This window comes from Enterobacter cloacae complex sp. P43RS, from assembly GCF_014930585.1.
Taxonomy (GTDB): domain Bacteria; phylum Pseudomonadota; class Gammaproteobacteria; order Enterobacterales; family Enterobacteriaceae; genus Enterobacter; species Enterobacter bugandensis.
Window position 1 is genome coordinate 39,390 of sequence record NZ_JADBRJ010000005.1, and the last position, 22,927, is coordinate 62,316.

Annotated in this window: 22 protein-coding genes; 6 read left to right on the plus strand and 16 right to left on the minus strand. The window is 57.4% G+C overall.

Annotation, left to right across the window (positions count from 1 at the left end):
• Positions 1 to 53: 53 nt before the first annotated feature.
• A complete protein-coding gene (locus IM294_RS11675) occupies positions 54 to 761 on the plus strand; it encodes a Bax inhibitor-1/YccA family protein (protein WP_126817756.1) in 708 nt (235 codons plus the stop codon).
• 105 nt (positions 762 to 866) lie between these two features.
• Here the strand turns inward: IM294_RS11675 and IM294_RS11680 are convergent, their stop codons facing one another.
• From IM294_RS11680 to IM294_RS11690, 3 genes are read right to left on the minus strand one after another with little or no spacing between them, the layout of a single operon-like run.
• Positions 867 to 1,829 carry a YbhN family protein gene (locus IM294_RS11680; protein WP_028012425.1) on the minus strand — a complete coding sequence of 321 codons (963 nt, stop codon included), beginning with the start codon at positions 1,827 to 1,829 and terminating at the stop codon, positions 867 to 869.
• Positions 1,829 to 3,067 carry a cardiolipin synthase ClsB gene (gene clsB / locus IM294_RS11685; protein WP_059357982.1) on the minus strand — a complete coding sequence of 413 codons (1,239 nt, stop codon included), beginning with the start codon at positions 3,065 to 3,067 and terminating at the stop codon, positions 1,829 to 1,831. Before clsB ends, IM294_RS11680 begins: the two co-directional genes overlap by 1 nt.
• On the minus strand, positions 3,064 to 3,825 hold the full coding sequence (locus IM294_RS11690; protein WP_041910727.1) for an endonuclease/exonuclease/phosphatase family protein: 762 nt from the start codon (positions 3,823 to 3,825) through the stop codon (positions 3,064 to 3,066). The genes clsB and IM294_RS11690 overlap by 4 nt, the downstream gene beginning before the upstream one ends.
• 133 nt (positions 3,826 to 3,958) lie before the next feature.
• On the opposite strand from IM294_RS11690, the gene IM294_RS11695 reads away from it, so the two are divergent.
• A complete protein-coding gene (locus IM294_RS11695) occupies positions 3,959 to 4,369 on the plus strand; it encodes a YbhQ family protein (protein ID WP_028012428.1) in 411 nt (136 codons plus the stop codon).
• Here IM294_RS11695 and IM294_RS11700 read toward each other — a convergent pair.
• Genes IM294_RS11700 through cecR form a run of 5 tightly spaced genes read right to left on the minus strand, consistent with a single transcriptional unit; the run spans position 4,331 to position 9,971 of the window.
• On the minus strand, positions 4,331 to 5,437 hold the full coding sequence (locus tag IM294_RS11700) for an ABC transporter permease (RefSeq protein ID WP_041910726.1): 1,107 nt from the start codon (positions 5,435 to 5,437) through the stop codon (positions 4,331 to 4,333). The genes IM294_RS11695 and IM294_RS11700 overlap by 39 nt on opposite strands.
• A 9-nt stretch (positions 5,438 to 5,446) precedes the next feature.
• Positions 5,447 to 6,580: an ABC transporter permease gene (locus tag IM294_RS11705; protein ID WP_126817754.1), complete on the minus strand. Its 1,134-nt coding sequence runs from the start codon at positions 6,578 to 6,580 to the stop codon at positions 5,447 to 5,449.
• Positions 6,570 to 8,309: an ATP-binding cassette domain-containing protein gene (locus IM294_RS11710; protein WP_041910725.1), complete on the minus strand. Its 1,740-nt coding sequence runs from the start codon at positions 8,307 to 8,309 to the stop codon at positions 6,570 to 6,572. The genes IM294_RS11705 and IM294_RS11710 overlap by 11 nt, the downstream gene beginning before the upstream one ends.
• The gene (gene hlyD / locus IM294_RS11715) at positions 8,302 to 9,297 is read right to left on the minus strand and encodes a secretion protein HlyD (RefSeq protein ID WP_049136972.1); all 996 of its coding nucleotides are present in this window, start codon (positions 9,295 to 9,297) and stop codon (positions 8,302 to 8,304) included. Before hlyD ends, IM294_RS11710 begins: the two co-directional genes overlap by 8 nt.
• Positions 9,297 to 9,971, minus strand: a complete 675-nt coding sequence (gene cecR, locus IM294_RS11720; RefSeq protein ID WP_045630915.1) for a transcriptional regulator CecR — start codon at positions 9,969 to 9,971, stop codon at positions 9,297 to 9,299. Before cecR ends, hlyD begins: the two co-directional genes overlap by 1 nt.
• Positions 9,972 to 10,176: 205 nt before the next feature.
• Between cecR and rhlE the strand changes: the two genes are divergently transcribed.
• The gene (rhlE, locus tag IM294_RS11725; RefSeq protein ID WP_028012434.1) at positions 10,177 to 11,559 is read left to right on the plus strand and encodes an ATP-dependent RNA helicase RhlE; all 1,383 of its coding nucleotides are present in this window, start codon (positions 10,177 to 10,179) and stop codon (positions 11,557 to 11,559) included.
• Positions 11,560 to 11,656: 97 nt separating this feature from the next.
• Positions 11,657 to 13,834, plus strand: coding sequence for an ATP-dependent DNA helicase DinG (gene dinG, locus IM294_RS11730; RefSeq protein ID WP_063449288.1), 2,178 nt, complete (start codon positions 11,657 to 11,659; stop codon positions 13,832 to 13,834).
• Here the strand turns inward: dinG and IM294_RS11735 are convergent.
• The 5 genes from IM294_RS11735 to IM294_RS11755 all read right to left on the minus strand — a co-directional run bounded on the left by IM294_RS11735 (position 13,821) and on the right by IM294_RS11755 (position 19,192).
• A complete protein-coding gene (locus IM294_RS11735) occupies positions 13,821 to 14,324 on the minus strand; it encodes a fimbrial protein (protein WP_126817752.1) in 504 nt (167 codons plus the stop codon). The genes dinG and IM294_RS11735 overlap by 14 nt on opposite strands.
• Positions 14,325 to 14,329: 5 nt before the next feature.
• Complete coding sequence (locus tag IM294_RS11740) at positions 14,330 to 15,319, minus strand: fimbrial protein (RefSeq protein WP_126817751.1); 990 nt, start codon at positions 15,317 to 15,319, stop codon at positions 14,330 to 14,332.
• Positions 15,320 to 15,341: 22 nt separating this feature from the next.
• Entirely contained in the window at positions 15,342 to 17,885 is a 2,544-nt protein-coding gene (locus tag IM294_RS11745) for a fimbria/pilus outer membrane usher protein (protein WP_139128217.1), read from the minus strand.
• A gap of 26 nt (positions 17,886 to 17,911) precedes the next feature.
• Positions 17,912 to 18,586 (minus strand): molecular chaperone, encoded by a 675-nt coding sequence (locus IM294_RS11750; RefSeq protein ID WP_028012439.1) that lies wholly within the window; start codon positions 18,584 to 18,586, stop codon positions 17,912 to 17,914.
• 69 nt (positions 18,587 to 18,655) lie between these two features.
• The gene (locus IM294_RS11755) at positions 18,656 to 19,192 is read right to left on the minus strand and encodes a fimbrial protein (protein WP_028012440.1); all 537 of its coding nucleotides are present in this window, start codon (positions 19,190 to 19,192) and stop codon (positions 18,656 to 18,658) included.
• Between the two features lie 255 nt (positions 19,193 to 19,447).
• Here IM294_RS11755 and ybiB point away from each other — a divergent pair, with 255 nt between their 5' ends.
• Complete coding sequence (ybiB, locus tag IM294_RS11760; protein ID WP_048999192.1) at positions 19,448 to 20,410, plus strand: DNA-binding protein YbiB; 963 nt, start codon at positions 19,448 to 19,450, stop codon at positions 20,408 to 20,410.
• Between the two features lie 120 nt (positions 20,411 to 20,530).
• Here the strand turns inward: ybiB and ybiJ are convergent, their stop codons facing one another.
• The 3 genes from ybiJ to mcbA all read right to left on the minus strand — a co-directional run bounded on the left by ybiJ (position 20,531) and on the right by mcbA (position 21,735).
• Complete coding sequence (gene ybiJ, locus IM294_RS11765) at positions 20,531 to 20,791, minus strand: DUF1471 family protein YbiJ (RefSeq protein WP_014883102.1); 261 nt, start codon at positions 20,789 to 20,791, stop codon at positions 20,531 to 20,533.
• A 286-nt stretch (positions 20,792 to 21,077) separates the two neighbouring features.
• A complete protein-coding gene (locus IM294_RS11770; protein WP_028012442.1) occupies positions 21,078 to 21,344 on the minus strand; it encodes a DksA/TraR family C4-type zinc finger protein in 267 nt (88 codons plus the stop codon).
• Positions 21,345 to 21,468: 124 nt separating this feature from the next.
• Complete coding sequence (gene mcbA / locus IM294_RS11775) at positions 21,469 to 21,735, minus strand: DUF1471 family periplasmic protein McbA (RefSeq protein ID WP_126817749.1); 267 nt, start codon at positions 21,733 to 21,735, stop codon at positions 21,469 to 21,471.
• Positions 21,736 to 21,978: 243 nt separating this feature from the next.
• On the opposite strand from mcbA, the gene rlmF reads away from it, so the two are divergent.
• Positions 21,979 to 22,890, plus strand: a complete 912-nt coding sequence (rlmF, locus tag IM294_RS11780) for a 23S rRNA (adenine(1618)-N(6))-methyltransferase RlmF (protein ID WP_185860341.1) — start codon at positions 21,979 to 21,981, stop codon at positions 22,888 to 22,890.
• Positions 22,891 to 22,927: the final 37 nt, after the last annotated feature.

Genomic DNA, 22,927 nt, shown 5'->3' on the forward strand with positions numbered 1-22,927 from the left:
GGATGTGTTACTCTTAACGTGTGTGTCTTCTTAACCTTAATCAGGAGTGAATCATGGACCGATTTCCGCGTTCCGATTCAATAGTACAGCAGACCCGTAGCGGCCTGCAGACGTATATGGCGCAGGTGTACGGCTGGATGACGGTCGGCCTGCTGCTTACCGCGTTTATCGCGTGGTATGCGGCGAACACGCCTGAGCTGATGATGTCTATCTTCTCCAGCAAAATCACCTTCTTTGGGCTGATTATCGCACAGCTGGCGCTGGTGTTTGTGCTTTCCGGCCTGGTGCAGAAACTCAGTGCCGGAATGGCGACCACGCTGTTTATGCTCTATTCGGCGCTGACCGGTTTGACGCTCTCCAGCATTTTCATCGTCTACACCTACTCCTCCATCGCCAGCACCTTCGTGGTGACCGGCGGGATGTTCGGCGTGATGAGCCTGTACGGTTACACCACTAAACGTGACCTGAGCGGCTTAGGTAATATGCTGTTTATGGGGCTGATCGGGATTGTGCTGGCATCGCTGGTGAACCTGTGGCTGAAGAGCGACGCGCTGATGTGGGCCGTGACCTATATCGGGGTAGTAGTCTTTGTCGGGCTGACGGCCTATGACACTCAGAAGCTGAAAAACATCGGCGAGCAGATCGACGTGCGCGACAGTTCAAACCTGCGCAAATACTCGATTCTGGGCGCGCTGACGTTGTATCTGGACTTCATCAACCTGTTCCTGATGCTGCTGCGGATTTTCGGCAACCGTCGCTGAGGTTGCTTTGCCGGGTGGCGGTGCGGTCTGGTGCCCTCACCCTGACCCTCTCCCACGGGAGAGGGAACAAACACTAAAAACGGCAACAAGGTTGCCGTTTTGCTTTTATTTCGCCATTGCCTTCTCATTTTTCGCCCGTAACTTTTTCGCCCGGCTCTCCAGCACCAGATAACAGACCGTTGCCAGCGCCAGCGGCAGGAAGTAATAGAGCATGCGGTAGGCGAGCAGGGCGGCAATAATCGTCCCCTGTGAAACATGTTCTCCGGCCAGCAGCGCGATAAACACCGCCTCCAGCACACCAATTCCCGCCGGAATATGCACGATAACCCCGGCGATACTGCTCACCAGCAGCACGCCCAGCACGAAGAAGTAGTTCACGTCCTCGCCAATCAACAGCCAGATGATCGCCCCCATCGCCATCCAGTTGGCGCTGGATACCGCCATCTGCAGCACCGCGAACTTCCACGACGGCAGTACCAGTTTCTGCCCTTTAATGGTCATATGGCGGCGTTTGGCAAAGGCGCAGGCCCACAGATACACGGCGATGATCAGCAGCAGCACGATGCCGAGAATGCGCAGCGTGGCCTCGTCGATATACCAGTGCGCGGGCAGCTGCACCACGCCGATGGTGAAAATCACCCCGCCCAGCAGAATGTACCCCAGCCAGTTGGTGGTGATACTCAGCGAGAAAATGCGGGTGATGGTGCCACCCGGTAATCCGAGACGCGAGTACAGGCGATAGCGCATGCCGATGCCGCCCACCCAGGTGCTCAGCGTCAGGTTGAAGGCGTAGCAGATAAACGACACCAGCATCACCTGACGTTTAGCCAGCTTGTGGCCGCAGTAGGCGCGACCGAGCAGGTCGTAGCAGCCGTACATCAGGTAGCTGACGATAACCAGCCCTACGGCGCCCAGCAGCACCAGCCGGTTATAGTTGCGGATGACCTTCCACACCTCTTCCCAGTCCACTTTCTGCGCGTAGACCACCAGCAGTACCGCGACCGCAATAAAGAATACCCAGGTGAGGATTTTTTTCGCCAGCCGCCAGCGAGGATGAGATTTTGACATCAGGGTTTGCCTCCATCTTCCGCTTCAACGCGGTCCTGGGTTTCCATTTCAGGTTGTACCGGCGGATCAACCTGCGCCAGCTTTGGCGTATGCGCCGGCAGCCAGCCGACCATCGCCGGGAAGTGGCGCAGGAAGTGGAACACCACCACGCCGATGCCAACGTTCCACCAGCTCCGTTTCGGCACCATGGACTCATCCACCCGCACACAGTCCTTATGGATAAGTCCCTGAAGGTTATCCCGCAGGGTCTGGTTAAACTGACGGTCGTGGATGATCAGGTTCGCTTCCAGGTTAAGCGACAGGCTCAGCGGATCGAGGTTACTGGAGCCGACGGTTGCCCAGTGGTCATCCATGACGGCCACTTTGCCGTGCAGCGGGCGGCGGCGGTATTCATATATCTGCACGCCGCTTTTCACCAGGTAGCGGTAGAGCAGGCGCGCGCCCACCTTCACAATCGGCATATCCGGCTCGCCCTGCACAATCAGTTTAACGCTCACGCCGCGTCGGGCCGCGTTGCGCATGGCGTGCAGAATACGGTAGCCGGGGAAGAAATAGGCGTTGGCGATAATCACTTCGCGCTTCGCATTGGCCAGCATCTTCAGGTAATGACGTTCAATATCGTCCCGATGCTCCTCGTTGTCCCGCCAGACAAACAGCGCCTGCGCTTCGCCGGGCTTGCGGTTCTCTTCCGGGCGATGACGGCGTCGCCACCAGCGGCGAGCGGCCTCTTTACCGGGCAAGTTTTCCAGCACGAACAGCTGGATGTCCTGAACCACCGGTCCCTCAATGCGGATCGCGTAGTCCTGCTTGGCCTCCGGGCCGTAATCCGACATATGCTCGGCGGAGTAGTTAATGCCGCCCACGAACGCCACCGTTTCGTCCACTACGACGATTTTGCGGTGCATGCGCCGGAACAGGTTGGTGCGCATGCCGAACAGACGCGGACCGGGATCGTAGTAGCGGAACACCACGCCGGCGGCGGTGAGCTCGTTAACAAATTCATCGCTAAGATCCGGCGAGCCATATCCATCGAGCAGGGCCTCGATTTTTATCCCGCGCCGGGCGGCATGCAGCAGTACGCTGTGCAGCTGCTTGCCAACGTCGTCTTCAAACCAGATAAACGTTTCAAGGTAGACTTTCTGCTGTGCGTGGCTAATCGCCTCAAAAACCGCCGGATAAAAGTTATCGCCGTTTTCCAGCAGCGTAATACGGTTACCTTCCTGCCAGGTGCATTTCATAAGTGGATCTCCGCGCTCAGCGGGGCATGGTCGGAAAGATGTCGCCAGTTCAGTAACGCCAGCGCCGTCGGGCTGCTGGCATGCGCATTTTTCACGTAGATGCGGTCCAGGCGCAGCAGGGGGAAGCGCACCGGAAACGTCCGTGCGGGACGACCATGGGCCCGGGTGAAAATTTCCTCCAGTCCCGCTTTGACCTTCAGCGGATGGTTGGCGCGCTGCCGCCAGTCGTTAAAATCCCCGGCGACCACCACGGGTTCGCCTTCCGGCAGCGCATTGGTCCAGTCCGCCAGCATCTGCAGCTGCGCCTGGCGGTGGGCTTCACGCAGTCCGAGGTGAACGCAGCCCACGTGAACCGGAACGTCAAGTTCCGGCGGCGTGATGCGGCAGTAAAGCAGCCCGCGCTTTTCGCTCTCCCCGACGGAAACGTCCCGGTTCTCATAATGTTCTATAGGAAAACGCGACAGCACCGCATTACCGTGATGGCCTTCCGGATAGACCGCGTTGCGGCCGTAAGCGTAATCGCTCCACATGGTGTCGGCCAGAAATTCATAGTGCGGCGTATCGGGCCAGTTTTCGAAATGCATGGGGTGTACCTCGTGCGCGCCCATCACCTCCTGCAGGCAGACAATGTCCGCGCTGACGGTGCGTACCGCGTCGCGCAGCTCCGGTAAAATGAAGCGGCGGTTAAATGCTGTGAAGCCCTTATGAATGTTTATCGTCAGCACCTTAAGCGAGAAATGCTGCGTTTTTTTGCTCATAAACACCTTCCTGGGTGACTATCCCGATGAAAATAAAGTGTAGTCGGCGTCACAAAAAGATGCGGCGTTACGGAATTTTCCGTAAAGTGCGGTAGTCTGATTAAGCAGAGAAAAATCCTTCAGGAGAGAAGCCATGAAGTGGCAACAACGTGTTCGTGTCGCAACGGGTTTGAGTTGCTGGCAGATAATGTTGCATTTACTGGTCGTGGCCGTACTGGTGATGGGCTTGATGAGCGGCACGCTGGTGCGTGTTGGCTTAGGGCTATGCGTCCTCTATGGCGTCACCGTGCTGTCGATGCTGTTCTTACAGCGCCACCATGACGCGCGCTGGCGCGAGGTGGGTGATGTGCTCGAAGAGCTCACCACCACCTGGTACTTTGGTGCCGCGATGATCGTGCTGTGGCTGCTGTCACGCGTGCTGCAAAACAACCTGCTGCTGGCCCTGGCGGGTCTGGCAATCCTTGCAGGGCCAGCGGTAGTGTCGCTGCTCACTAAAGAGAAAAAGCTACGCAATGTTGCGTCTAAACATCGCATAGGCCACTGACCCCGTCGTGGCCGCTATGACCAGTAGCGGCCACAAACTTCCCCAGACAATGTCCAGACTCGCATCCTTCAGATAGATCTGCTTGGTGATATCCGTAAAGTGTCGAATCGGGTTTATCCACGTTAAATCCTGCAGCCACACCGGCATGTTCTCGACGGGCGAAACATACCCGGAGAGCAGAATCGCCGGCATCATAAAGACGAATACCCCGATAAACGCCTGCTGCTGCGTGGAGCAGAGCGCTGAAATCAGCAGCCCAAACCCCACCAGCGACAGCCCGTAAATCACCATCGTGAAGTAAAACAACGCCAGCGATCCGGCGAACGGGATCTCGTAGGCCCAAATTCCCACTCCCAGCACGATGGTGGCCTGGAAGGTAGCGACGATCAGCGCCGGCACCGCTTTGCCGACGAAAATCTGCCAGGTGGCGAGCGGGGAAACCAGCAGCTGATCCAGCGTGCCCTGTTCGCGCTCGCGGGCCACGGACAGGGAGGTCACGATCATCACCCCGATGGTAGTGATCATGGCGATCAGCGACGGCACCACAAACCACTTGTAGTCCAGATTCGGGTTGTACCAGTTGCGCACCACCAGTTCGCTGTTATTGGGCTTCGGTTTGCCCTCCATCAGCTCCTGCTGATACTCCTTCACTATCTGCTGCAGGTAGTTGGCCGCTATCTGGGCGCTGTTGGAGTTGCGCCCGTCGAGGATCAGCTGCATCGGCGCGGTCTGGAAGGTATCCAGATTGCGGGAGAAATCCGCCGGGAAACGCACCAGCAGCAGCGCTTTTTGCGTGTCGATAGTGGGCTGGATCTCCTGCGGGCTTTTCAGCAGCAGGATGTGGGTAAAGGCCTTCGCCCGGGCAAAACGCTGCGTCAGCTCGACGGCGTGTTTGCCGTTGTCTTCATTATAAATGGCAATGGTGGCGTTAGTTACCTCAAGGGTGGCGGCAAACGGGAACAATAAAACCTGAAGCAGCACCGGCAGCACCAGAATGGCGCGGGTTTGCGGCTCGCGCAGCAGGGACTGCAGCTCTTTGCGGATCAATGTCCATAAGCGGTGAAACATGTGCGCTCCTTAATCCAGTCGCCGTTTGGTTTTCAGCCACGTCAACCCGATAAACATCACCGCCGACGCCAGCAAAAACAGGGTATTGATAATCAGCACCACCGGAATATTCCCCGCCAGGAACAGGCTTTGCAGCGTGCTCACGAAGTAGCGCGCCGGAATGATGTAAGTCACAGCGCGGATCACCGCCGGCATGCTGTCTATCTGGAAGATAAACCCGGAGAGCATAATCGATGGCAGGAAAGCGGCGTTGAGCGCCACCTGCGCGGCGTTAAACTGGTTGCGGGTGATGGTGGAGATGAGCAGCCCCATCCCCAGCGTGCTGAGCAAAAACAGGCTGGTGGTAAAGAACAGTACCACCAGCGAGCCGCGATACGGCACGCCAAGAATAAAGACCGCGACCAGCATGCAGAGCAGCATCGCAAGCATGCCGAGGAAGTAGTAGGGGATGAGCTTGCACAGCAGCAGCTCAACCCGCGTCACCTCGGTGGAGAGCAGCGCCTCCATAGTGCCGCGCTCCCACTCGCGGGCGATGACCAGCGAGGTGAGGATCGCGCCAATCACCGTCATAATGATGGTCACCGCCCCCGGAATAATAAAGTGCTGACTGATGGCGGCGGGGTTAAACCAGTAGCGCGTCTGCACATCGATGAGCGGTTCAAACGTCTCGCCCCGGTCTTCGGCGCGCTGCATCTGCCAGAGCTGCCAGATCCCCTCCGCATAGCCCTGCACGAAGTTGGCGGTGTTCGGCTCGCTGCCGTCGGTAATCACCTGAATCGGCGCATCGGCGCCCGGGCGCGCCATGTTGGCGGCGAAATCCACCGGGATGACGATCAGGCCGCGAATTTTCCCGGCCTGCATTTTCTGAATCAGTTCCTGCCGGTTGTCGCTGACGGTGGCGTCAATGTAGGGTGAGCCGGTCATGGCGTGGGTGAAGTCCAGCGCCTCTTCGCTCTGCTGCTCCAGCAAAATACCGACCCGCAGCTTGCTGGAGTCGAGGTTAATGCCGTAGCCAAAGATAAACAGCAGCAGTAGGGGGATCACCACCGCAATCAGCCAGCTGCTGGGATCGCGCACGATCTGCCGCGTCTCTTTGATGCACAGGGCGCGCACCCGGCGCCAGGAAAGGGCGTTACTGCGCATGAGCATTCTCCTTATCCCAGTCGTGGATGAGGGTGATAAACGCCTGCTCCATGGTCGGATCTGGCTGTGCGTCGTCGGCGGCCTGCGCTTTCAGGTCGTCCGGCGTGCCGTGGGCAATCAGCTTGCCGCGATACACCAGCCCGATGCGGTCGCAGTATTCCGCCTCATCCATAAAGTGGGTGGTGACCATCACGGTCACGCCTTTTTCCACCATGCTGTTGATGTGCAGCCAGAACTCGCGGCGGGTGAGGGGATCGACGCCTGACGTGGGTTCATCAAGAAACAGGATATCCGGCTCGTGCATCAGCGAGCAGGCCAGCGCCAGCCGCTGCTTAAAGCCGAGCGGCAGCTCGTCGGTGGCGTGGGACGCAATATTCGTTAACCCGAAGGCGTCGCTCATGCGGCGGATTTTTTCATTCTGCGCCCGCCCGCGCAGGCCGTACACCCCAGAGAAAAAGCGCAGATTCTGCTCGACCGTCAGGTTGCCGTACAGCGAGAACTTCTGCGCCATATAGCCGAGATGCTGGCGCGCTTTGCCGGAACTGACCTTGAGATCCATGTCCAGCACCAGCGCCTTGCCGGACGTCGGGACCAGCAGGCCGCACATCATCTTAAAGGTGGTCGATTTTCCCGCGCCGTTCGGCCCGAGCAGGCCAAATATCTCGCCGCGCTTCACAGCAAAGTTGACGTTGTCGGTGGCGGCGAAGTCCCCGAATTTTTTGGTGAGCGATTTTGCTTCGATCACCGTTTCGCCCGGCGTGCCTTCCACCGTGTGCAGAATTGCGCCAAGGGGCGATTCCGACGTGCCCGCACCGCCCAGCAGGTCGATAAACGCATCTTCAAAGCGCGGGGCGGTCTCGTCCATTTCGATCTCAGGCATGCCCGGCGCACGGCGAATATCGTCGACGGTGGCCTCTTTTTTGAGGATCACGCGCACCGAGCGGCCCTGAATCATCCCGTCGCTCACCTGCGGCAGCTTCAGCACCCGCTGCAGCAGCCTGCGGTTGGACTCCTGCGGGCTGTGCAGCAGAAAACTGCGCCCGGCCATGGTGTGCGTCAGCTCGGTCGGTTCGCCCTGATAGAGCAGTTCGCCCTCGTTCATCAGCAGCACGTCCCGGCACTGCTCGGCCTCGTCGAGGTAGGAGGTGCTCCAGAGGATCAGCATTCCGTCGCCCGCCAGCTCGTGCACCATCTGCCACAGCTCGCGGCGGGAAATCGGGTCCACGCCGACGCCGGGCTCATCGAGCAACAGCACTTTTGGTTCGCCCACCAGCGTACAGGCCAGCCCCAGCTTCTGCTTCATCCCGCCGGAAAGCTTGCCCGCCAGCCGGTCGGTGAACGGGCCGAGGGAGGTAAATTCGAGCAGTCGGGCGAAGGTTTTCTGCCGGGTTTCACCGGTGACGCTGCGCAGGTCGGCGTACAGATTGAGGTTCTCCATCACCGTCAGATCTTCGTACAGGCCAAACTTCTGCGGCATATAGCCGAGCATGGCGTGGAGCGCGCCGTCGTCTTTTATCGGGTCAAGGCCAAGCACGCTGGCCGAGCCTTCATCCGGCTTCAGCAGCCCCGCCAGCATCCGCATCAGCGTGGTTTTGCCCGCGCCGTCCGGGCCCACCAGTCCGGTCACGTAGCCTTTCTGAATGGTGCAGTTCAGCGGCGCGACCGCCGGTTTATCCATTCCGGGGAAGCGTTTGACCAGATTGTTGAGCTGGATAACCGCATCATTCATGTCGTTCCCCGTCGTTTAAGGTCACGGTAACAGGCATGCCCTGACGCAGCGCGTCGTCCGCGTCGGTCACGATGATGCGAAGGCGATACACCAGGTCGGTACGCAGGTCCGGCGTTTCTACCGTTTTCGGCGTGAATTCGGCGGTAGGGGAGACAAAGCCCACTTTACCGTGATACGGCTTATCCGGGCGACCGTCGGTATAAAGCAGCAGCTCGCGGCCCGGCTGCATCTGGCCGAGATTCGGCTCATCAATGTAGGCCCGCACCCATACCGGACGGGTTAAGGACAGCGTCAAGACGGTACTGCCCGCGCTGAGCATGCTGCCCGGCTCTACCGCGCGGGTCATCAGCGTGCCGTCAGACGGGGCGGTTAAGATAGTGTCGTGCAGATCCAGCTCCGCCTGAGCCAGCTGCGCCTGCGCCTGCTCGAGGCTGGCTTTCGCCTGGGCGATGTCCTGCTCGCGGTTACCGGAGCGGTACTGGCTTAATTTATCCTGCGCGGATTTCAGCGTCGCCTGCGCCTGGTCGCGGGATGACCGCGCGTTTTCCAGATCGTTGGCGGAAATGGTGCGGCTTTTCCACAGCCCCTGCTGGCGGTTATAGAAGTTCTGCGCGTAGTCGTAGGCGGCTTTGGCCTGCTTAACGGCGGCAGCGGCCTGGGCAATCTCCTCATCGCGATAGCCCGCCAGCATCAGGTCATACTGCGCCTGGGCGACGGAGACGCCGGCTTTTGCCTGCATCAGCGCGTTCTCAAAGGGAGCTTTATCCAGCACGCCCAGCGTCTGCCCGGCTTTGATGGCGTCGCCTTCGTCAACGCTCAGCGAGGCGAGACGCCCGCCGACGCGGAAGCTCATATTCACGGTACGAATATCCACGTTACCGTACAGCGTCAGGCCCCGATCCTGCTGGCTCTGATACCACAGCCAGCCACCGATTCCCGCGGCAAGCAAAACAACAACCACCAGAACGATGGCGACAGGTTTTTTCATCACTTCAGGCTCCTTTGCGTTAAGCCTTGCAGGATCAGATCGAGATGGCAGGTGATGACCTGGCTAATCTGCGCGGCTTTATCCTCATCGAATTGTGCCCAGCCCGTGCGTAACAGGATGGTTTCACGCCCCAGACGGAAGGCGAGAATTTCGCCCAGCAGGGCGTGGGTATGCAAAATGGTGTCGGTATCGCTGGCGTCCCGCCCGGTGTAGGCGGCAATCAGCCGGGTCAGATGGGTGTGCATCGGGGCAATCACCTGATCGTGTACCAGCTGATAAGCGGCAGTGGGGGAGAGCTGCTCGCGGGAGATAAATTTGCTCAGGTTGAGCGTATCGTCGTGCGTCAGCAGGCGGATCATATTGTGGCAGGCATTGAGAATAAGTTGCCTGATAGCGGTACGATCCGGCGTCGGCTGGCTCAGCAGCGCGCAGGCCTCCTCAACGTGTGGGCGAAAATTGTTGCCGATAAAATCGGCAATCCACTGGGCGCAGGCGAGGTATAAATCCTCTTTTGAGCCAAAATAGTAGGTAATGGCCGCAATGTTTTGCCCGGCCTGGGCGGCGATATCCCGCGTGGTGGCATGCAGGCCATACTCGCCAAACTGCGCCAGCGCGGCGGCGATAAGCTGGCTTTTGGCCTGTTCACCTTTGGTTGTCGTCGGTGTCGTATTCATGTTGGCATTAAAAATTAATCAATCGATTGATTAAAATTATACCTGAATCGCTAAATCGTCGAGGGATACGACAGGGATATTTTATGCGCCACGTCACAAAAGCTGCTACACTCCGCACCTTCGCGACATTGTGGTTTTTGTCCTTCTATTCGTGATATCTCCCTGAAAACTACACCTGTGATGGTCGGGGCGGTTCGGAGTTTTTATGTCTTTTGATTCCCTTGGCCTGAACCCGGAAATTCTGCGCGCGATCGCAGAGCAGGGCTACGTTGAGCCAACCCCTATCCAGCAGCAGGCTATTCCGGCCGTGCTTCAGGGCCGTGACCTGATGGCCAGCGCCCAGACCGGCACCGGTAAAACCGCGGGCTTTACCCTGCCGCTGTTAGAGCTGCTGGTAAAAAACCAGCCGCACGCCAAAGGCCGTCGTCCGGTGCGCGCGCTGATCCTCACCCCAACCCGCGAGCTGGCAGCCCAGATTGGCGAGAACGTGCGTGAGTACAGCCGCTATCTCAACATTCGCTCGCTGGTGGTTTTCGGTGGCGTGAGCATTAACCCGCAGATGATGAAGCTGCGCGGCGGCGTGGACGTGCTGGTGGCAACGCCGGGCCGTCTGCTGGATCTGGAACACCAGAACGCGGTGAAGCTCGACAGCATTGAAATTCTGGTGCTGGACGAAGCCGACCGCATGCTCGATATGGGCTTCATTCATGATATTCGTCGCGTGCTGGCGAAGCTGCCGCCGCGTCGCCAGAACCTGCTCTTCTCCGCGACCTTCTCCGATGAGATCAAGGCGCTGGCGGAAAAGCTGCTGCATAACCCGCTGGAAGTGGAAGTGGCGCGCCGCAACACCGCTTCCGAGCAGGTCACGCAGCATGTTCACTTTGTGGATAAAAAGCGCAAGCGGGAGCTGCTCTCCCAGATGATCGGTCAGGGCAACTGGCAGCAGGTGCTGGTCTTTACCCGCACCAAGCACGGCGCGAACCACCTGGCGGAACAGCTGAATAAAGACGGCATCCGCAGCGCGGCGATCCACGGTAACAAGAGCCAGGGCGCGCGTACCCGCGCGCTGGCGGACTTCAAGTCCGGCGACATCCGCGTGCTGGTGGCGACCGACATCGCTGCCCGTGGCCTCGATATTGAAGAGCTGCCGCACGTGGTGAACTACGAGCTGCCAAACGTCCCGGAAGATTACGTTCACCGTATCGGTCGTACCGGCCGTGCGGCAGCAACAGGTGAGGCGCTCTCTCTGGTCTGCGTGGACGAGCACAAGCTGCTGCGCGACATCGAACGCCTGCTGAAGAAAGAGATCCCGCGCATCGAAACTCCGGGCTATGAAGTGGACCCGTCCATCAAAGCGGAGCCGATTCAGAACGGTCGTCAGGGTGGTGGTCGCGGTCAGGGCGGCGGTGGTCGCGGCCAGCAGCCGCGTCGTGCTGAAGGTGGCGCGCCGAAGTCATCCGGCAAACCGCCGCGTCGTAATAACGACGGCAAGCCGGCGGGTGAAAGCCCGTGGCGCAGCGGCGAAGGGAAACCGGCAGGCGAGGGGCAGCGCCGACGCCGCCCGCGCAAGCCTGCTAACCCGCAGTAATCTGGAAGCCCGGTCGTAAAGCCGGGCTTTTCTTTTTGCGACGGCGAAGAGAAAGTGCCACAATAGTGGCTGTTTATACAGTATTTCAGGTTTTCCAATGGCTTTAACCGCGGCGCTGAAAGCGCAAATAGGCGCCTGGTATAAGGCGCTTCAGCAGCAGATCCCCGATTTTATCCCCCGAGCGCCGCAGCGGCAGATGATTGCCGACGTGGCAAAAACGCTCGCCGGGGACGACGGGCGACATCTGGCGATTGAAGCCCCGACCGGCGTCGGGAAAACCCTGTCGTATCTCATTCCCGGCATCGCCATCGCGCGGGAAGAGGACAAAACGCTGGTGGTCAGCACTGCGAACGTGGCCTTGCAGGATCAGATCTTCAGCAAAGATTTGCCGTTGCTGCGCAAAATCATCCCCGATCTCCGCTTCACCGCCGCCTTTGGGCGCGGGCGCTACGTCTGTCCGCGTAACCTGGCGGCGCTGGCCAGCAGCGAGCCCTCGCAGCAGGATCTGCTCGCCTTTCTGGATGACGAGCTGACGCCAAACAACAAAGCCGAGCAGGAGCAGTGCGCAAAGCTGAAAGCCGAGCTCGACGGCTATAAGTGGGACGGCCTGCGGGATCACACCAGCCTGGCGATTAGCGACGACCTGTGGCGCAGGCTCAGTACCGATAAAGCAAGCTGCCTGAACCGCAACTGTCACTACTACCGGGAATGCCCGTTCTTCGTCGCCCGGCGCGAGATCCAGGAGGCGGAGGTGGTTGTTGCCAACCACGCGCTGGTGATGGCGGCGCTGGAGAGCGAAGCGGTGCTGCCGGAGCCGAAAAACCTGCTGCTGGTGCTCGACGAAGGCCACCACCTGCCTGACGTGGCGCGGGACGCGCTGGAGATGAGCGCGGAAATCACCGCTCCGTGGTTCCGACTTCAGCTGGATCTGTTCTGCAAACTGGTGGCGACCTGCATGGAGCAGTTTCGCCCGAAAACCACGCCGCCGCTGGCGGTACCCGAGCGTCTGAGCGACCACTGCGAAGAGGTTTACAGCCTTATCTCGTCTCTGAACAACATCCTCAATCTTTATCTTCCGGCAGCCCAGGAGGCAGAACACCGCTTCGCGATGGGCGAGTTGCCGGAAGAGGTGATGGAGATCTGCCAGCAACTGGCGAAGCATCTCGAAAAGCTGCGCGGGCTGGCGGAGATGTTCCTGAACGACCTCAGCGAGAAAACTGGCTCGCACGACGTGGTGCGGCTGCACCGCATCCTGCTGCAAATGAACCGCGCGCTGGGGATGTTTGAGGCGCAGAGCAAGCTCTGGCGGCTGGCCTCGATGGCGCAGGCGTCGGGCGCGCCGGTCACCAAATGGGCCACCCGGGAAGTGCGGGACGGGCAGGTGCACCTCTTTTTCCACTGCGTGGGCATCCGCGTGGCCGATCAGCTGGAAAAGCTTATCTGGCGCAGCGTGCCGCACGTGGTCGTTACCTCTGCGACGCTGCGCTCTCTGAACAGCTTTTCACGGTTGCAGGAGATGAGCGGCCTGAAGGAAAAAGCGGGCGATCGTTTTGTGGCGCTGGACTCGCCGTTCAACCACTGCGAGCAGGGCAAGCTGGTCATTCCACGCATGAAATACGAGCCGCTTATCGACAACGAAGAGCAGCACATTGCGGAGATGGCGGCCTACTTCCGCGAGCAGGTCGAAAGTAAAAAATATCCCGGCATGCTGGTGCTGTTTGCCAGCGGGCGGGCGATGCAGCGCTTCCTGGAGCACGTCACCGACCTGCGTTTACTCCTGCTGGTGCAGGGCGACCAGCCCCGTTACCGGCTGGTGGAAACGCACCGCAAACGTATTGATAACGGCGAGCGCAGCGTGCTGGTGGGGCTACAGTCCTTTGCCGAAGGGCTGGATTTGAAGGGGGATTACCTGACGCAGGTGCATATCCATAAGATCGCCTTTCCGCCTATCGACAGCCCGGTGGTGATCACCGAGGGCGAGTGGCTGAAAAGCCTCAACCGCTATCCGTTTGAGGTGCAGAGCCTGCCTGCGGCGTCGTTTAACCTGATTCAGCAGGTGGGGCGTCTTATTCGTAGCCACGGCTGCTGGGGTGAGGTAGTGATTTACGACAAGCGTTTGCTCACCAAAAACTACGGTCAGCGGCTGCTGAACGCACTGCCGATCTTTCCGATTGAGCAGCCGGAGGTGCCTGAAGTAAAAAAACGCCCGGCAAAACTGGCCGCCGGGCGCAGGAAAAGCATCCGTGCTAAGGGGCGCGGTCCTACTGGTAAGTAAAGGTCACCTGAATCACGCTGCTGAACGTTCCTGCGGAGACGGGCAAAGACGTGGCGTAGTAGCGGGCGGAGAGCGGAAACGTGGCCGTGTGGTCAGCCGGGTTAATCGGCACGTTAAACGCCGCCTGCGGGGCGATCAGGATCTTGTCCTGTCGGTCGGCCAGCTCCAGCGCCAGCCCCTTCGCGCTGCCGGTGTTGGCGAATTTGGTCGGGTGCACGCTGTCTGCCTGGCCGTAGAAATAGGCCGTGGCAAGCGCCAGCGTGGCGGGACAGTGCGACACCGAGAGCGAAAAATCTTTCCACTCGCCGGTATCCCCAACGTCCCTGAAATTGCCTGATACCGCCTGGCCTAAATCTACCGTCAGGTTGCGGCTGGCGCTGTCAATGACGCAGGTGTTGGCGTAAATATTCCCCGTCATCTGGATCTGAATATCATCGGCGTGGGCCTGGGCTATCAGGCCCAGCGCCAGCATCAAAGCTGTTTTTTTCATGATCGTCACTTATAAGCGAGGGTAACGGTGGCAACGGTGTTGGCGGGGCCTGGCGTCACGACGTTGCTGGTTTGTTCGTAGCGAACCTCAAACGGGATCGCCAGCGTCTGGTTGGCGATTGCCTGGCTTTGGGTATTCACGTAGGTATCAAAGGTGGCGAGATGGTTGTCAACCAGCATTCTGACCCCGACGCCGGTTGCCATGCCGGGCTGCCGGGTGAGTTTGATCACCCCTGCTGACCCCGGTTCATAACCATTTGAACTGGTGACCTTCACTTCAGGCTGCACGTTGCTGTTGCAGTTCACCGTCACGTCAAAGTTTTGCGCCGGGCTGGATAACATCCCCACGCTAATAAAATCGCTGACCGGGAAGTCGCCCAGATTAATGGTCAGGTTTTTTGGGGAAACGGAGCAGGTGACGTTCTGGAAGTTAACGTTTCCTGCGTAGGAGATAACATTGGGTGAACCAATGCCGTCGTTGCCATATACGCCAATACCGAACTCTGTTTGCGCCTGAAGCAGCGTGCCGGACTGTACCGCATCACTGGTTTTAACCAGCTCAAGCGTGACGTTAAAATCAAAGGATTGATATCCATCGGTCGAGACATAGCCGATGGGCGTACTGCGGGAATCGCAGGCGACCTTTCCCCCGCCTGAAATGCGCTGGCCCTGGTCGTTCCTTAAGGCAATGCCGACTCCAGGCACGCCTGTGTCATAAACGCCGGTCAACCCGGGTATCTCCGAACCACTTCCGTAATAGCAGGAGATGATTTCCATCCCGCTTTCGTAAGGATGGTTGCAGTTACCCGCGACGTGTACAGTCTGCTCCGTACCGGGAATGGTAGCGCCTACTGCCAGCGTCGTCGGAACCGAAATGGTGGCAACGTTGATCATTTTCGGCATATCGGGCGTAGTGCAGTCAGCCTTCGCATGCGGCATAAATAATGCCGCGGTGCCCAGAATCAGTAAGAAAAAGCATTGTTTTATCATTTGCATAGTCGTTAGCCTGAACGGTGAATCAATGACACTGCGCGGCAGCGTTAATGATGCTGGTTTTCTCTTTCTCATCCGTTAGCGCATAGTCAGCGATGCAGTGCTCGCTCGCGTCCTGTCCCCAGGAAACGGCGAGATGCCCCTGCTGCGGCAGACCCGAAAGATAGGTCTGGCCGTCATTACCCACAATAAACTCGCTGTCCTTATCCTCTGTGGTGACCGTCGCGCCGAACGGCAGCGGTTTGCCGTTGTGCGTCAGCGTCATCAGCACGCGGTTGCCCACGCGGGTGTTAAAGCTGGCGCGCACCACGGCCCCGCGAGTTGGGGTGACGACCTGCGCGGCGTGGGTGACGTCGGCATTGTCCGGCAGCGTTTCGGTATCCAGCGCAATGGTGTTGTGGCGATACGCGGTCACATACGGGACAACGGTGTAGCCGCGGAAGTCGGTTTCAACGCCGGTCTGGTTAGTGATGTGCGTCCCGTGCGTGCCCGGCGCTTTCACTAGCGCGATGGTCTCACCGAGCGGCTGGCTCAGGGTGATGCCGTTCGCATGGGCAACCACGCCGCCCTGCAGACCGACGTTCACGGTCTGCTGATATTTGTCCTGGCTGACGCCGCCGCTCAGTTCGCCGTATGTTGCTTTGTAATCGGCGTTGAGGCTGGTGGAGTTGCCGCTGCCGGTACTGCTCACCCCCTCCTGAATATTCCAGTTGAGGTTATCTTCTTTCAGCGCCGTACCGTTCAGACCGATATTCTGCGTGGTGCCATCTTTGGTGTTGTTCAGGTTGTAGGTGGCCCAGGTGTTATGCATCCAGTGGTCCAGCGGCACCGAGACGCTCAGCGCGAACTGGTTGTCGTTCGTCACCTCATTGCCGTCTTCGTCGCTGTCGCGGGTGTTTTTGTTCATGCTGTAGCTGAGGCTGTAGCTCACGCCGTGCCAGCTGTTGTTGTAGCTGACGCTCACCGAGGTCATGTCCTGGCTCTGGGTCCAGTAGGTCTCTTTCACCAGGCTCAGGGTTACGGAACCCCAGCCTTCCGGCAGCGTCTGGTCGACGGTGGCTTCGGTACGGGCGCGGCGCTGCTGCGGTTCAGACCAGTCGTCAGAGCGGGTATACGACTCCATGGTGTCTTCCAGGGTGTAAAACCCTTTGCTGTTATAGCGGTAGCCGGCCAGCGAGAAGTTAGTGCCTGACTGGGCGATATCTTTGCTGTAGCGCACGCGCCACGACTGGCCTTTGCTGGCCTGCTGTTTTTTCAGCAGGGCTTTGGCGCGAGTGACGTCAATGGAGAAGGCGCCTAAATCGCCCATGTTTTTCCCGACGCCCACCGCCTGAGACTGATAATGGCTGCTCTGCTGAACGCCGCCGTAGGCGGTGATACCGTAGGGTAAACCGTAGATGGCGCTGCCCTGGGCAAACGGGGTCTTTTCGACATCGTTGTCATAGGAACGATAACGCCCGGCGGTCACGCTGTAGCGCAGGTTTTTTTCACGCTGCAAGACCGGCACGGAGGCAAACGGCACGACAAAATGGCTTTCGCTGCCGTCGGTCTCTTTCACGGTAACCTGCAGGTCGCCGCTGCTGCCGGTGGGGTAGAGATCGTTAATTTCGAAGGCGCCCGGCGCGACCGTGTTCTGATAAATGACGTAGCCGTTCTGGCGAACCACCACCAGCGCGTTGCTGTGGGCCGTGCCGCGGATAATCGGCGCGTAGCCTTTCTCGCTGTCCGGCAGCATGTCGCTGTCGGATTTCAGCTCCACCCCGGTGTAGGGAACGCTGTCAAACACGTCGGCAGGGGATGAGCTCTGGCCGACGGTGATGTCGCTTTTCATTGCCACGATATCGCGTTGCGCATAGGTATAAACGGAGGTGAATTTCTGCTCCTCCTCATGGCCCGTGGTGCTGCGATTCCAGGTGGAATAGTTGCGAATGCGCCATGCGCCAACGTTCAGGCCTGGGCGCAGGTTTACGTACTGGCTGCTGTTATCCTGCTCACCGTGCTGTCGCGCGCGGCTGTGGCTGGCATTGGCGCTGTAATTAAGCAGGCCCGCAGTGATCCCTTCGTCAAACTCTTTCGGGTCAATGTAACCGCGAGGCACCTGGCCCAGCGCCGTTTGAGGGATGCTCATCAGCAGCTGCTGGTTGCGAACGCGAAAGGTGGCGGATGCCGCAGGAATGACATGTAAATCAGCACATTGGCCTTTGGCCATCAGCTGCGGAAATTTTTTGGTTTTGATGCCGAGGCTTTTTAATTCCTCAAGGCTAAAGCAAGGCTGCAGCGTGCTGTTGCCCTGCGAATCTTTCTGAAGCGTAAAGGTCACGTTGCGGGTATCAATTTTATTATTATTGATAAATACCGCGACCTCATATTTCCCCGGCGCCTGACCTGGCCCTTTTTCATAAATGGACAGATCGGTTTTACCCTGCTGGGGATTATCAATATCCAGCAGGGCAGGGTTAAAATAATCATCAGCCATAACCTGCTGCGCAAAGATCGCCATTGCCAGGCCACAGAGAATGACCAGCAATGAAGACAATCGGCAGGTGAACGGCTTTTTATGGCTGTACATAATTATTTTATTACCGGGCAAAAGAATTAATGAACGGATTTCGACCAGGTATGGCTGATGCTGCCGAAGTCGGTAATAATGGAATACGTCACGTTCGCGCCTCCGACATTACCCGGTAAGGCAAAATGCGTTTCCGTTTTCGGAACAGCCCAGGTGGCTTTCGCGACTTTATGACCATTCAGCGTAACGGTCTGGAAATTCATATAGAACGGCGTGGGGTTATTCACCACCAGATCGTTCCCTTCGCGGCGCCATTCAAGTTTATCCGCCACATCTTCTGGTCTGCCTTTTACCGCAGACGGGCGATACAGTAATTTGATTCGAGTATTAATGGCGATTTGCAGCGTATTTACCCCCTCAACGTGTTTTGAGGAAGGGATTGCTTTAATGTTCAACCAGTACAGGGATTCCCTGTCTTCCGGTAAATTTCCGCCCGTACGCACCACGCGCAGAACGTTATCTTCGTGCGCATCCAGACGGAAAAGCGGCGGGGTGATCAGGAACGGGGCTTTGGCCAGGTTTTTACCGCCGGAATCAACCCAGGACTGCACCAGATAATCCGTCGCATCTGGATTTGAAAGACCAAGAGAAGATTCCTTTTTATCTCCCTGATAGACCAGTCGGGTGCCGTTAATAATGACCCCAGCATGTGAAGCAGTTGCTACCAGTAAAAGCGTGCTCAGTAAATAACCGTGGCGCATAAAGATTTCTCAATGAATAGAGAAGATATTAATGCTCGCGAAAGCATTAATATCCCCGGATTGATAAGATCAGTTATAAATAACGGTGAAGGTTGAAACGGAGTTAGCAGGGCCTGCGGTAATTGCCGGGCCGGTTTGGATATAGCGTGCGCCGAACTCCAGATCGTTAACCGCCGTGCCGGAGGTTAACTGATACTGCTGAGACGGCGTATACAGGCTGACAGGCTGCTGCGAGGCATCCACCAGCTGAATCGCCACCCCTGTCGCCGCATCGGTATCTGGCGTTAAGGCAAGCGTTGAATTGTTATTCGCATCCGGTGTTCCGCCAAAGTTAATGGCGGCGGAGGTGACCGTGTCAGGACAATTCGTTAACTGAATATCAAACTTCGTTAAGGTGCTGGTAGAGCCTGCACCGGTAAATACCGTTTTAGACACTTTCCCCAGCTGTACATTTAATGGATTACTTAATCCATTTACGACCTGACAAGCAGAATCGATAATTTCGCCGGTGAAGTTTATTTGCCCTTCACCGTTCGTTGCCGCAAACGTGGATGCAGAACATCCCACCGCTGCGGCGATGATTAAACCTAAAGCAACCTTGTTCATAGCAAATCCTGATATGTTTCGGGTGAGAGCGTTGCCTGGACGTTTTCACCGTTGACCCTTAATGACTTTCCGCTGGTTATTTAATCAAAAAATGTATGAATACGAATCTGCTATAGAAATCACAAATAATTGAAAAAAAGCTTGTGTTTATTTTTTGCTATTAAAACAGAAGGTTGCCTTAAGGGATAAAAAACTAACGGAGAGCCATTCATCAGGGCTATAGTGTTAACAAGATAGGCTGTCAGGAGAAATGTCGTGGATTATCGCAAAATTATCAAAGAGGTAGGACGTGGGAAAAACCACGCCCGCGACCTGGACCATGAAACCGCTCGCGCGCTTTACACCCGTATGCTCAACGGCGAGGTACCGGACCTGGAAATGGGCGGCATCCTGATTGCGCTGCGTATCAAAGGCGAAGGCGAAGCGGAGATGCGTGGTTTCTACGAGGCGATGCAGGCGCAAACGCTGCGCTTAACGCCGCCAGTGGCAAAACCGATGCCGATTGTGATCCCGAGCTATAACGGGGCGCGCAAGCAGGCAAACCTGACGCCGCTGCTGGCGATATTGTTACATAAGCTGGGGTTCCCGGTGGTGGTACATGGGGTCAGCGAAGATCCCACGCGCGTACTGACAGAAACCATCTTTGAACTGCTGGGCATTGAACCGACCCTCCATGCCGGCCAGGCGCAGGCAAAGCTGGAGGGGAACCAGCCGGTCTATATTCCCGTTCGTGCGCTCTGCCCGCCTTTGGAAAAGCAGCTGGACATGCGCTGGCGCATGGGCGTGCGTAACAGTGCGCACACCCTGGCGAAGCTGGCAACGCCGTTTGCTGAGGATGCCGCACTGCGCCTTTCCAGTGTTTCTCATCCGGAGTACGTGACGCGCGTCGGTCAGTTCTTTGCCGAAATCGGTGGACGCGCACTGCTGATGCACGGAACAGAAGGGGAGGTGTACGCCAACCCGCAGCGTTGCCCACAGCTGATGCTGATCGATTCTGCCGGTACGCGCGTTGTGCTTGAACGCGGGGAAGAAAACAGCGATGTGATTCTGCCGGAGTCAAAAGATCCGCAGGTTACCGCGCACTGGATTACGCAGTGCCTGGCCGGAAATGTGCCGGTCCCACAGTCGATCAAGCTGCAAATGGCCTGCTGCTTGCTGGCGACAGGGGAGGTAGAGACGGTGGAAGCGGGGTTACAGCGGGTGGCACAGTCGTTTTAGGCAAAAAAAAAGCCCGTCCAGTGGCGGACGGGCAAGCAAGGGTAACAAACAACAGGGTCAATGAGGGTTGGAGCAGCTCACCAGAGGGTTTGGCGAGGGTACAGCATTCATTTCAGGCGATTATTTGTAGATAACCGCAGTACCGCTCAGCTTGTTATTGGTGTTAGCGGAGGTGATGGTGTATCCGCTTGCACCGGCAGCAGCGGCTTTCTCAGCCAGCTTGGCTTCCAGGCCGTCCAGCGTGGTCGCGCCTTCTGCACTTACCACACCGATTTTATTCATGCTCTGGGCCTGAGTGGATGAAACAGGCTCTACGGCGAATGCGCCGAAAGACAGAGCGGACAGGGCAACAGCAGCTACAGCATATTTGATGGTTTTCATAATTAATCTCTCGCAGGTGTTTTCTGTTAAGGGGACGATGTTCCGTCGATGTGATAAGTATCACGTTTTTTCCTGAGGGATAAAATCGAAGAGAATTGACGTGATCAGTCAAAAAAATTGAATGACAAATAACTTATTGAATATTAATAAATTCAAACCAGCGCTTTACACTTCTTGTGGATGCGCTTTACAGAAGAAAGATGAAGGGCACATTTTGCCACGCGGTTCGCTAAAAACCGTGAGCGTAAAGGTAAGTGCAGGCAGGGTTAACTTAGGTAAAGGAGAGTCAGCGTAACTGGCTATCTTTCGATCCTCTGCGATTATAACCTGAATGTGAGGCATTTTTTGAATCTTTATCCTGCTGGCAGGTAATGCATAACCTTACGCCTGGAATGGCTTTACGCCGTGCCTCCGGGATCGGCTCTCCGCATTCTTCGCACTCCTTCAAACTTTCGCCGCGCGGAATCTCACCGCGAGCGCGCGCAACCGCATCTTCAATGGTACTGTTGATCTGTTCGTTAACGGCGTCGTCATTCGCCCAACCGGAAGCCATGGCATCCTCCTGAAATCGGTTTATACCCTGCTTTTAATATGGGGTTAAAAAATGAACAATCAAGATAAAGTGGAAATGAACTGCATCCGGCAGGCAGATGCAGTCTTGTTGTGGAAGAAAAAAATTATTTATAGATGGTTGCTGTGCCGTACATATGGTTATCTCCGCCAGCGGAGTTCACGACAAAGCCTTTCGCACCTTCCTGGCGGGCTTTTTCGGCCAGTTTATTCTGCAGATCGTCCAGGTTACTTGCGCGACTTACCGAGACGGTGCCCGCCGGGCGCAGCTGGCTAGTATCGGTACTTTCATTCAGTGACTGAACGGCCATCGCAGAAAATGAAGCCGTTGCCAGGGCGCCGGCGATAACGACAAGGGTCAGGTACTTTTTCATAATCACATCCTCATGAGGAAACAACAGGTGATTCCCTTTAAGTTTAGAAGCCTGACGAGTGTGACTTAGCGCAAATATTTGATGATGATCTGCTTATTTTTTGAACGATAAAAACTGACAATTCGCTGACAGATCATAGACGTAGAGGTGTTTGATTTCCGGCATTTTTTTAAGCGCCGCAGAGAAAGATTTACCGCTGGGCCAGCACAGGGTATCTTACGCCGCTGTTTAAAGGAGAACGCCATGACTTCCCAAAAGCCGGGATTGCACCCACGAAATCGCCACCGCAGCCGCTACGACATGAACGCCCTGTGCCAGAGCTGCCCTGCGCTGCAGGACTATATTGTCCAGACCCCAGCGGGTGAGCCGACCGTCAATTTTGCCGATCCGCAGGCGGTGAAAACGCTGAACAAAGCCCTGCTGGCGCATTTTTACGGTGTGGCTCACTGGGATATTCCGGAAGGCTTTCTCTGCCCCCCTGTGCCGGGCCGCGCTGATTACGTTCATCACCTTGCCGATCTGCTTGCCGAAGATCGTGACGGCGCTGTACCGCAGCAGGCTTCCATCCTGGATATAGGCACCGGGGCAAACCTGATTTACCCGCTGATTGGCGTACATGAATATCACTGGCGCTTTACCGGGAGCGAAATCGGCACCGAGGCCTTTGCCAGCGCGCAGGCGATTATCAGCGCGAACCCTGGCCTGAGCCGTTCCATTCGTCTGCGTCGTCAGAAAGAGGCGGCTTCCATCTTCAACAGCATTGTTCATAAAAACGAAAGCTATGACGCTACGATGTGCAACCCGCCGTTTCATGATTCGGCGGCAGCGGCTCGCGCGGGCAGCGAACGTAAACGCCGCAACCTCGGTCAGGCGGAAGACGCCGCGCTGAACTTCGGCGGGCAGCAGCAGGAGCTGTGGTGCGAGGGCGGTGAAGTTGCCTTCATCCTGCGCATGATTGCGGAAAGCCAACAGTTTGGCCGTCAGGTGAAGTGGTTCACGACGCTGGTTTCCCGCGGGGATAACCTGCCGCCGCTCTACCGCGCGCTGAGCGAAGCGGGTGCCGTAAAAGTAGTAAAAAAAGAGATGGCGCAGGGCCAGAAGCAGAGCCGCTTTATCGCCTGGTCGTTTATGGACGATAACAAACGTCGCAAATAGTATCCCGCCGTAGGCCGGGTAGGGCAAAGCCGTCACC

Bases quoted from the DNA above. Each gene is read 5' to 3' on its own strand.
- IM294_RS11675 (WP_126817756.1), top strand. From the start codon at position 54: ATGGACCGATTTCCGCGTTCCGATTCAATAGTACAGCAGACCCGTAGC.
- IM294_RS11680 (WP_028012425.1), bottom strand. From the start codon at position 1,829: ATGTCAAAATCTCATCCTCGCTGGCGGCTGGCGAAAAAAATCCTCACC.
- clsB (WP_059357982.1), bottom strand. From the start codon at position 3,067: ATGAAATGCACCTGGCAGGAAGGTAACCGTATTACGCTGCTGGAAAAC.
- IM294_RS11690 (WP_041910727.1), bottom strand. From the start codon at position 3,825: ATGAGCAAAAAAACGCAGCATTTCTCGCTTAAGGTGCTGACGATAAAC.
- IM294_RS11695 (WP_028012428.1), top strand. From the start codon at position 3,959: ATGAAGTGGCAACAACGTGTTCGTGTCGCAACGGGTTTGAGTTGCTGG.
- IM294_RS11700 (WP_041910726.1), bottom strand. From the start codon at position 5,437: ATGTTTCACCGCTTATGGACATTGATCCGCAAAGAGCTGCAGTCCCTG.
- IM294_RS11705 (WP_126817754.1), bottom strand. From the start codon at position 6,580: ATGCGCAGTAACGCCCTTTCCTGGCGCCGGGTGCGCGCCCTGTGCATC.
- IM294_RS11710 (WP_041910725.1), bottom strand. From the start codon at position 8,309: ATGAATGATGCGGTTATCCAGCTCAACAATCTGGTCAAACGCTTCCCC.
- hlyD (WP_049136972.1), bottom strand. From the start codon at position 9,297: ATGAAAAAACCTGTCGCCATCGTTCTGGTGGTTGTTGTTTTGCTTGCC.
- cecR (WP_045630915.1), bottom strand. From the start codon at position 9,971: ATGAATACGACACCGACGACAACCAAAGGTGAACAGGCCAAAAGCCAG.
- rhlE (WP_028012434.1), top strand. From the start codon at position 10,177: ATGTCTTTTGATTCCCTTGGCCTGAACCCGGAAATTCTGCGCGCGATC.
- dinG (WP_063449288.1), top strand. From the start codon at position 11,657: ATGGCTTTAACCGCGGCGCTGAAAGCGCAAATAGGCGCCTGGTATAAG.
- IM294_RS11735 (WP_126817752.1), bottom strand. From the start codon at position 14,324: ATGAAAAAAACAGCTTTGATGCTGGCGCTGGGCCTGATAGCCCAGGCC.
- IM294_RS11740 (WP_126817751.1), bottom strand. From the start codon at position 15,319: ATGCAAATGATAAAACAATGCTTTTTCTTACTGATTCTGGGCACCGCG.
- IM294_RS11745 (WP_139128217.1), bottom strand. From the start codon at position 17,885: ATGTACAGCCATAAAAAGCCGTTCACCTGCCGATTGTCTTCATTGCTG.
- IM294_RS11750 (WP_028012439.1), bottom strand. From the start codon at position 18,586: ATGCGCCACGGTTATTTACTGAGCACGCTTTTACTGGTAGCAACTGCT.
- IM294_RS11755 (WP_028012440.1), bottom strand. From the start codon at position 19,192: ATGAACAAGGTTGCTTTAGGTTTAATCATCGCCGCAGCGGTGGGATGT.
- ybiJ (WP_014883102.1), bottom strand. From the start codon at position 20,791: ATGAAAACCATCAAATATGCTGTAGCTGCTGTTGCCCTGTCCGCTCTG.
- IM294_RS11770 (WP_028012442.1), bottom strand. From the start codon at position 21,344: ATGGCTTCCGGTTGGGCGAATGACGACGCCGTTAACGAACAGATCAAC.
- mcbA (WP_126817749.1), bottom strand. From the start codon at position 21,735: ATGAAAAAGTACCTGACCCTTGTCGTTATCGCCGGCGCCCTGGCAACG.
- rlmF (WP_185860341.1), top strand. From the start codon at position 21,979: ATGACTTCCCAAAAGCCGGGATTGCACCCACGAAATCGCCACCGCAGC.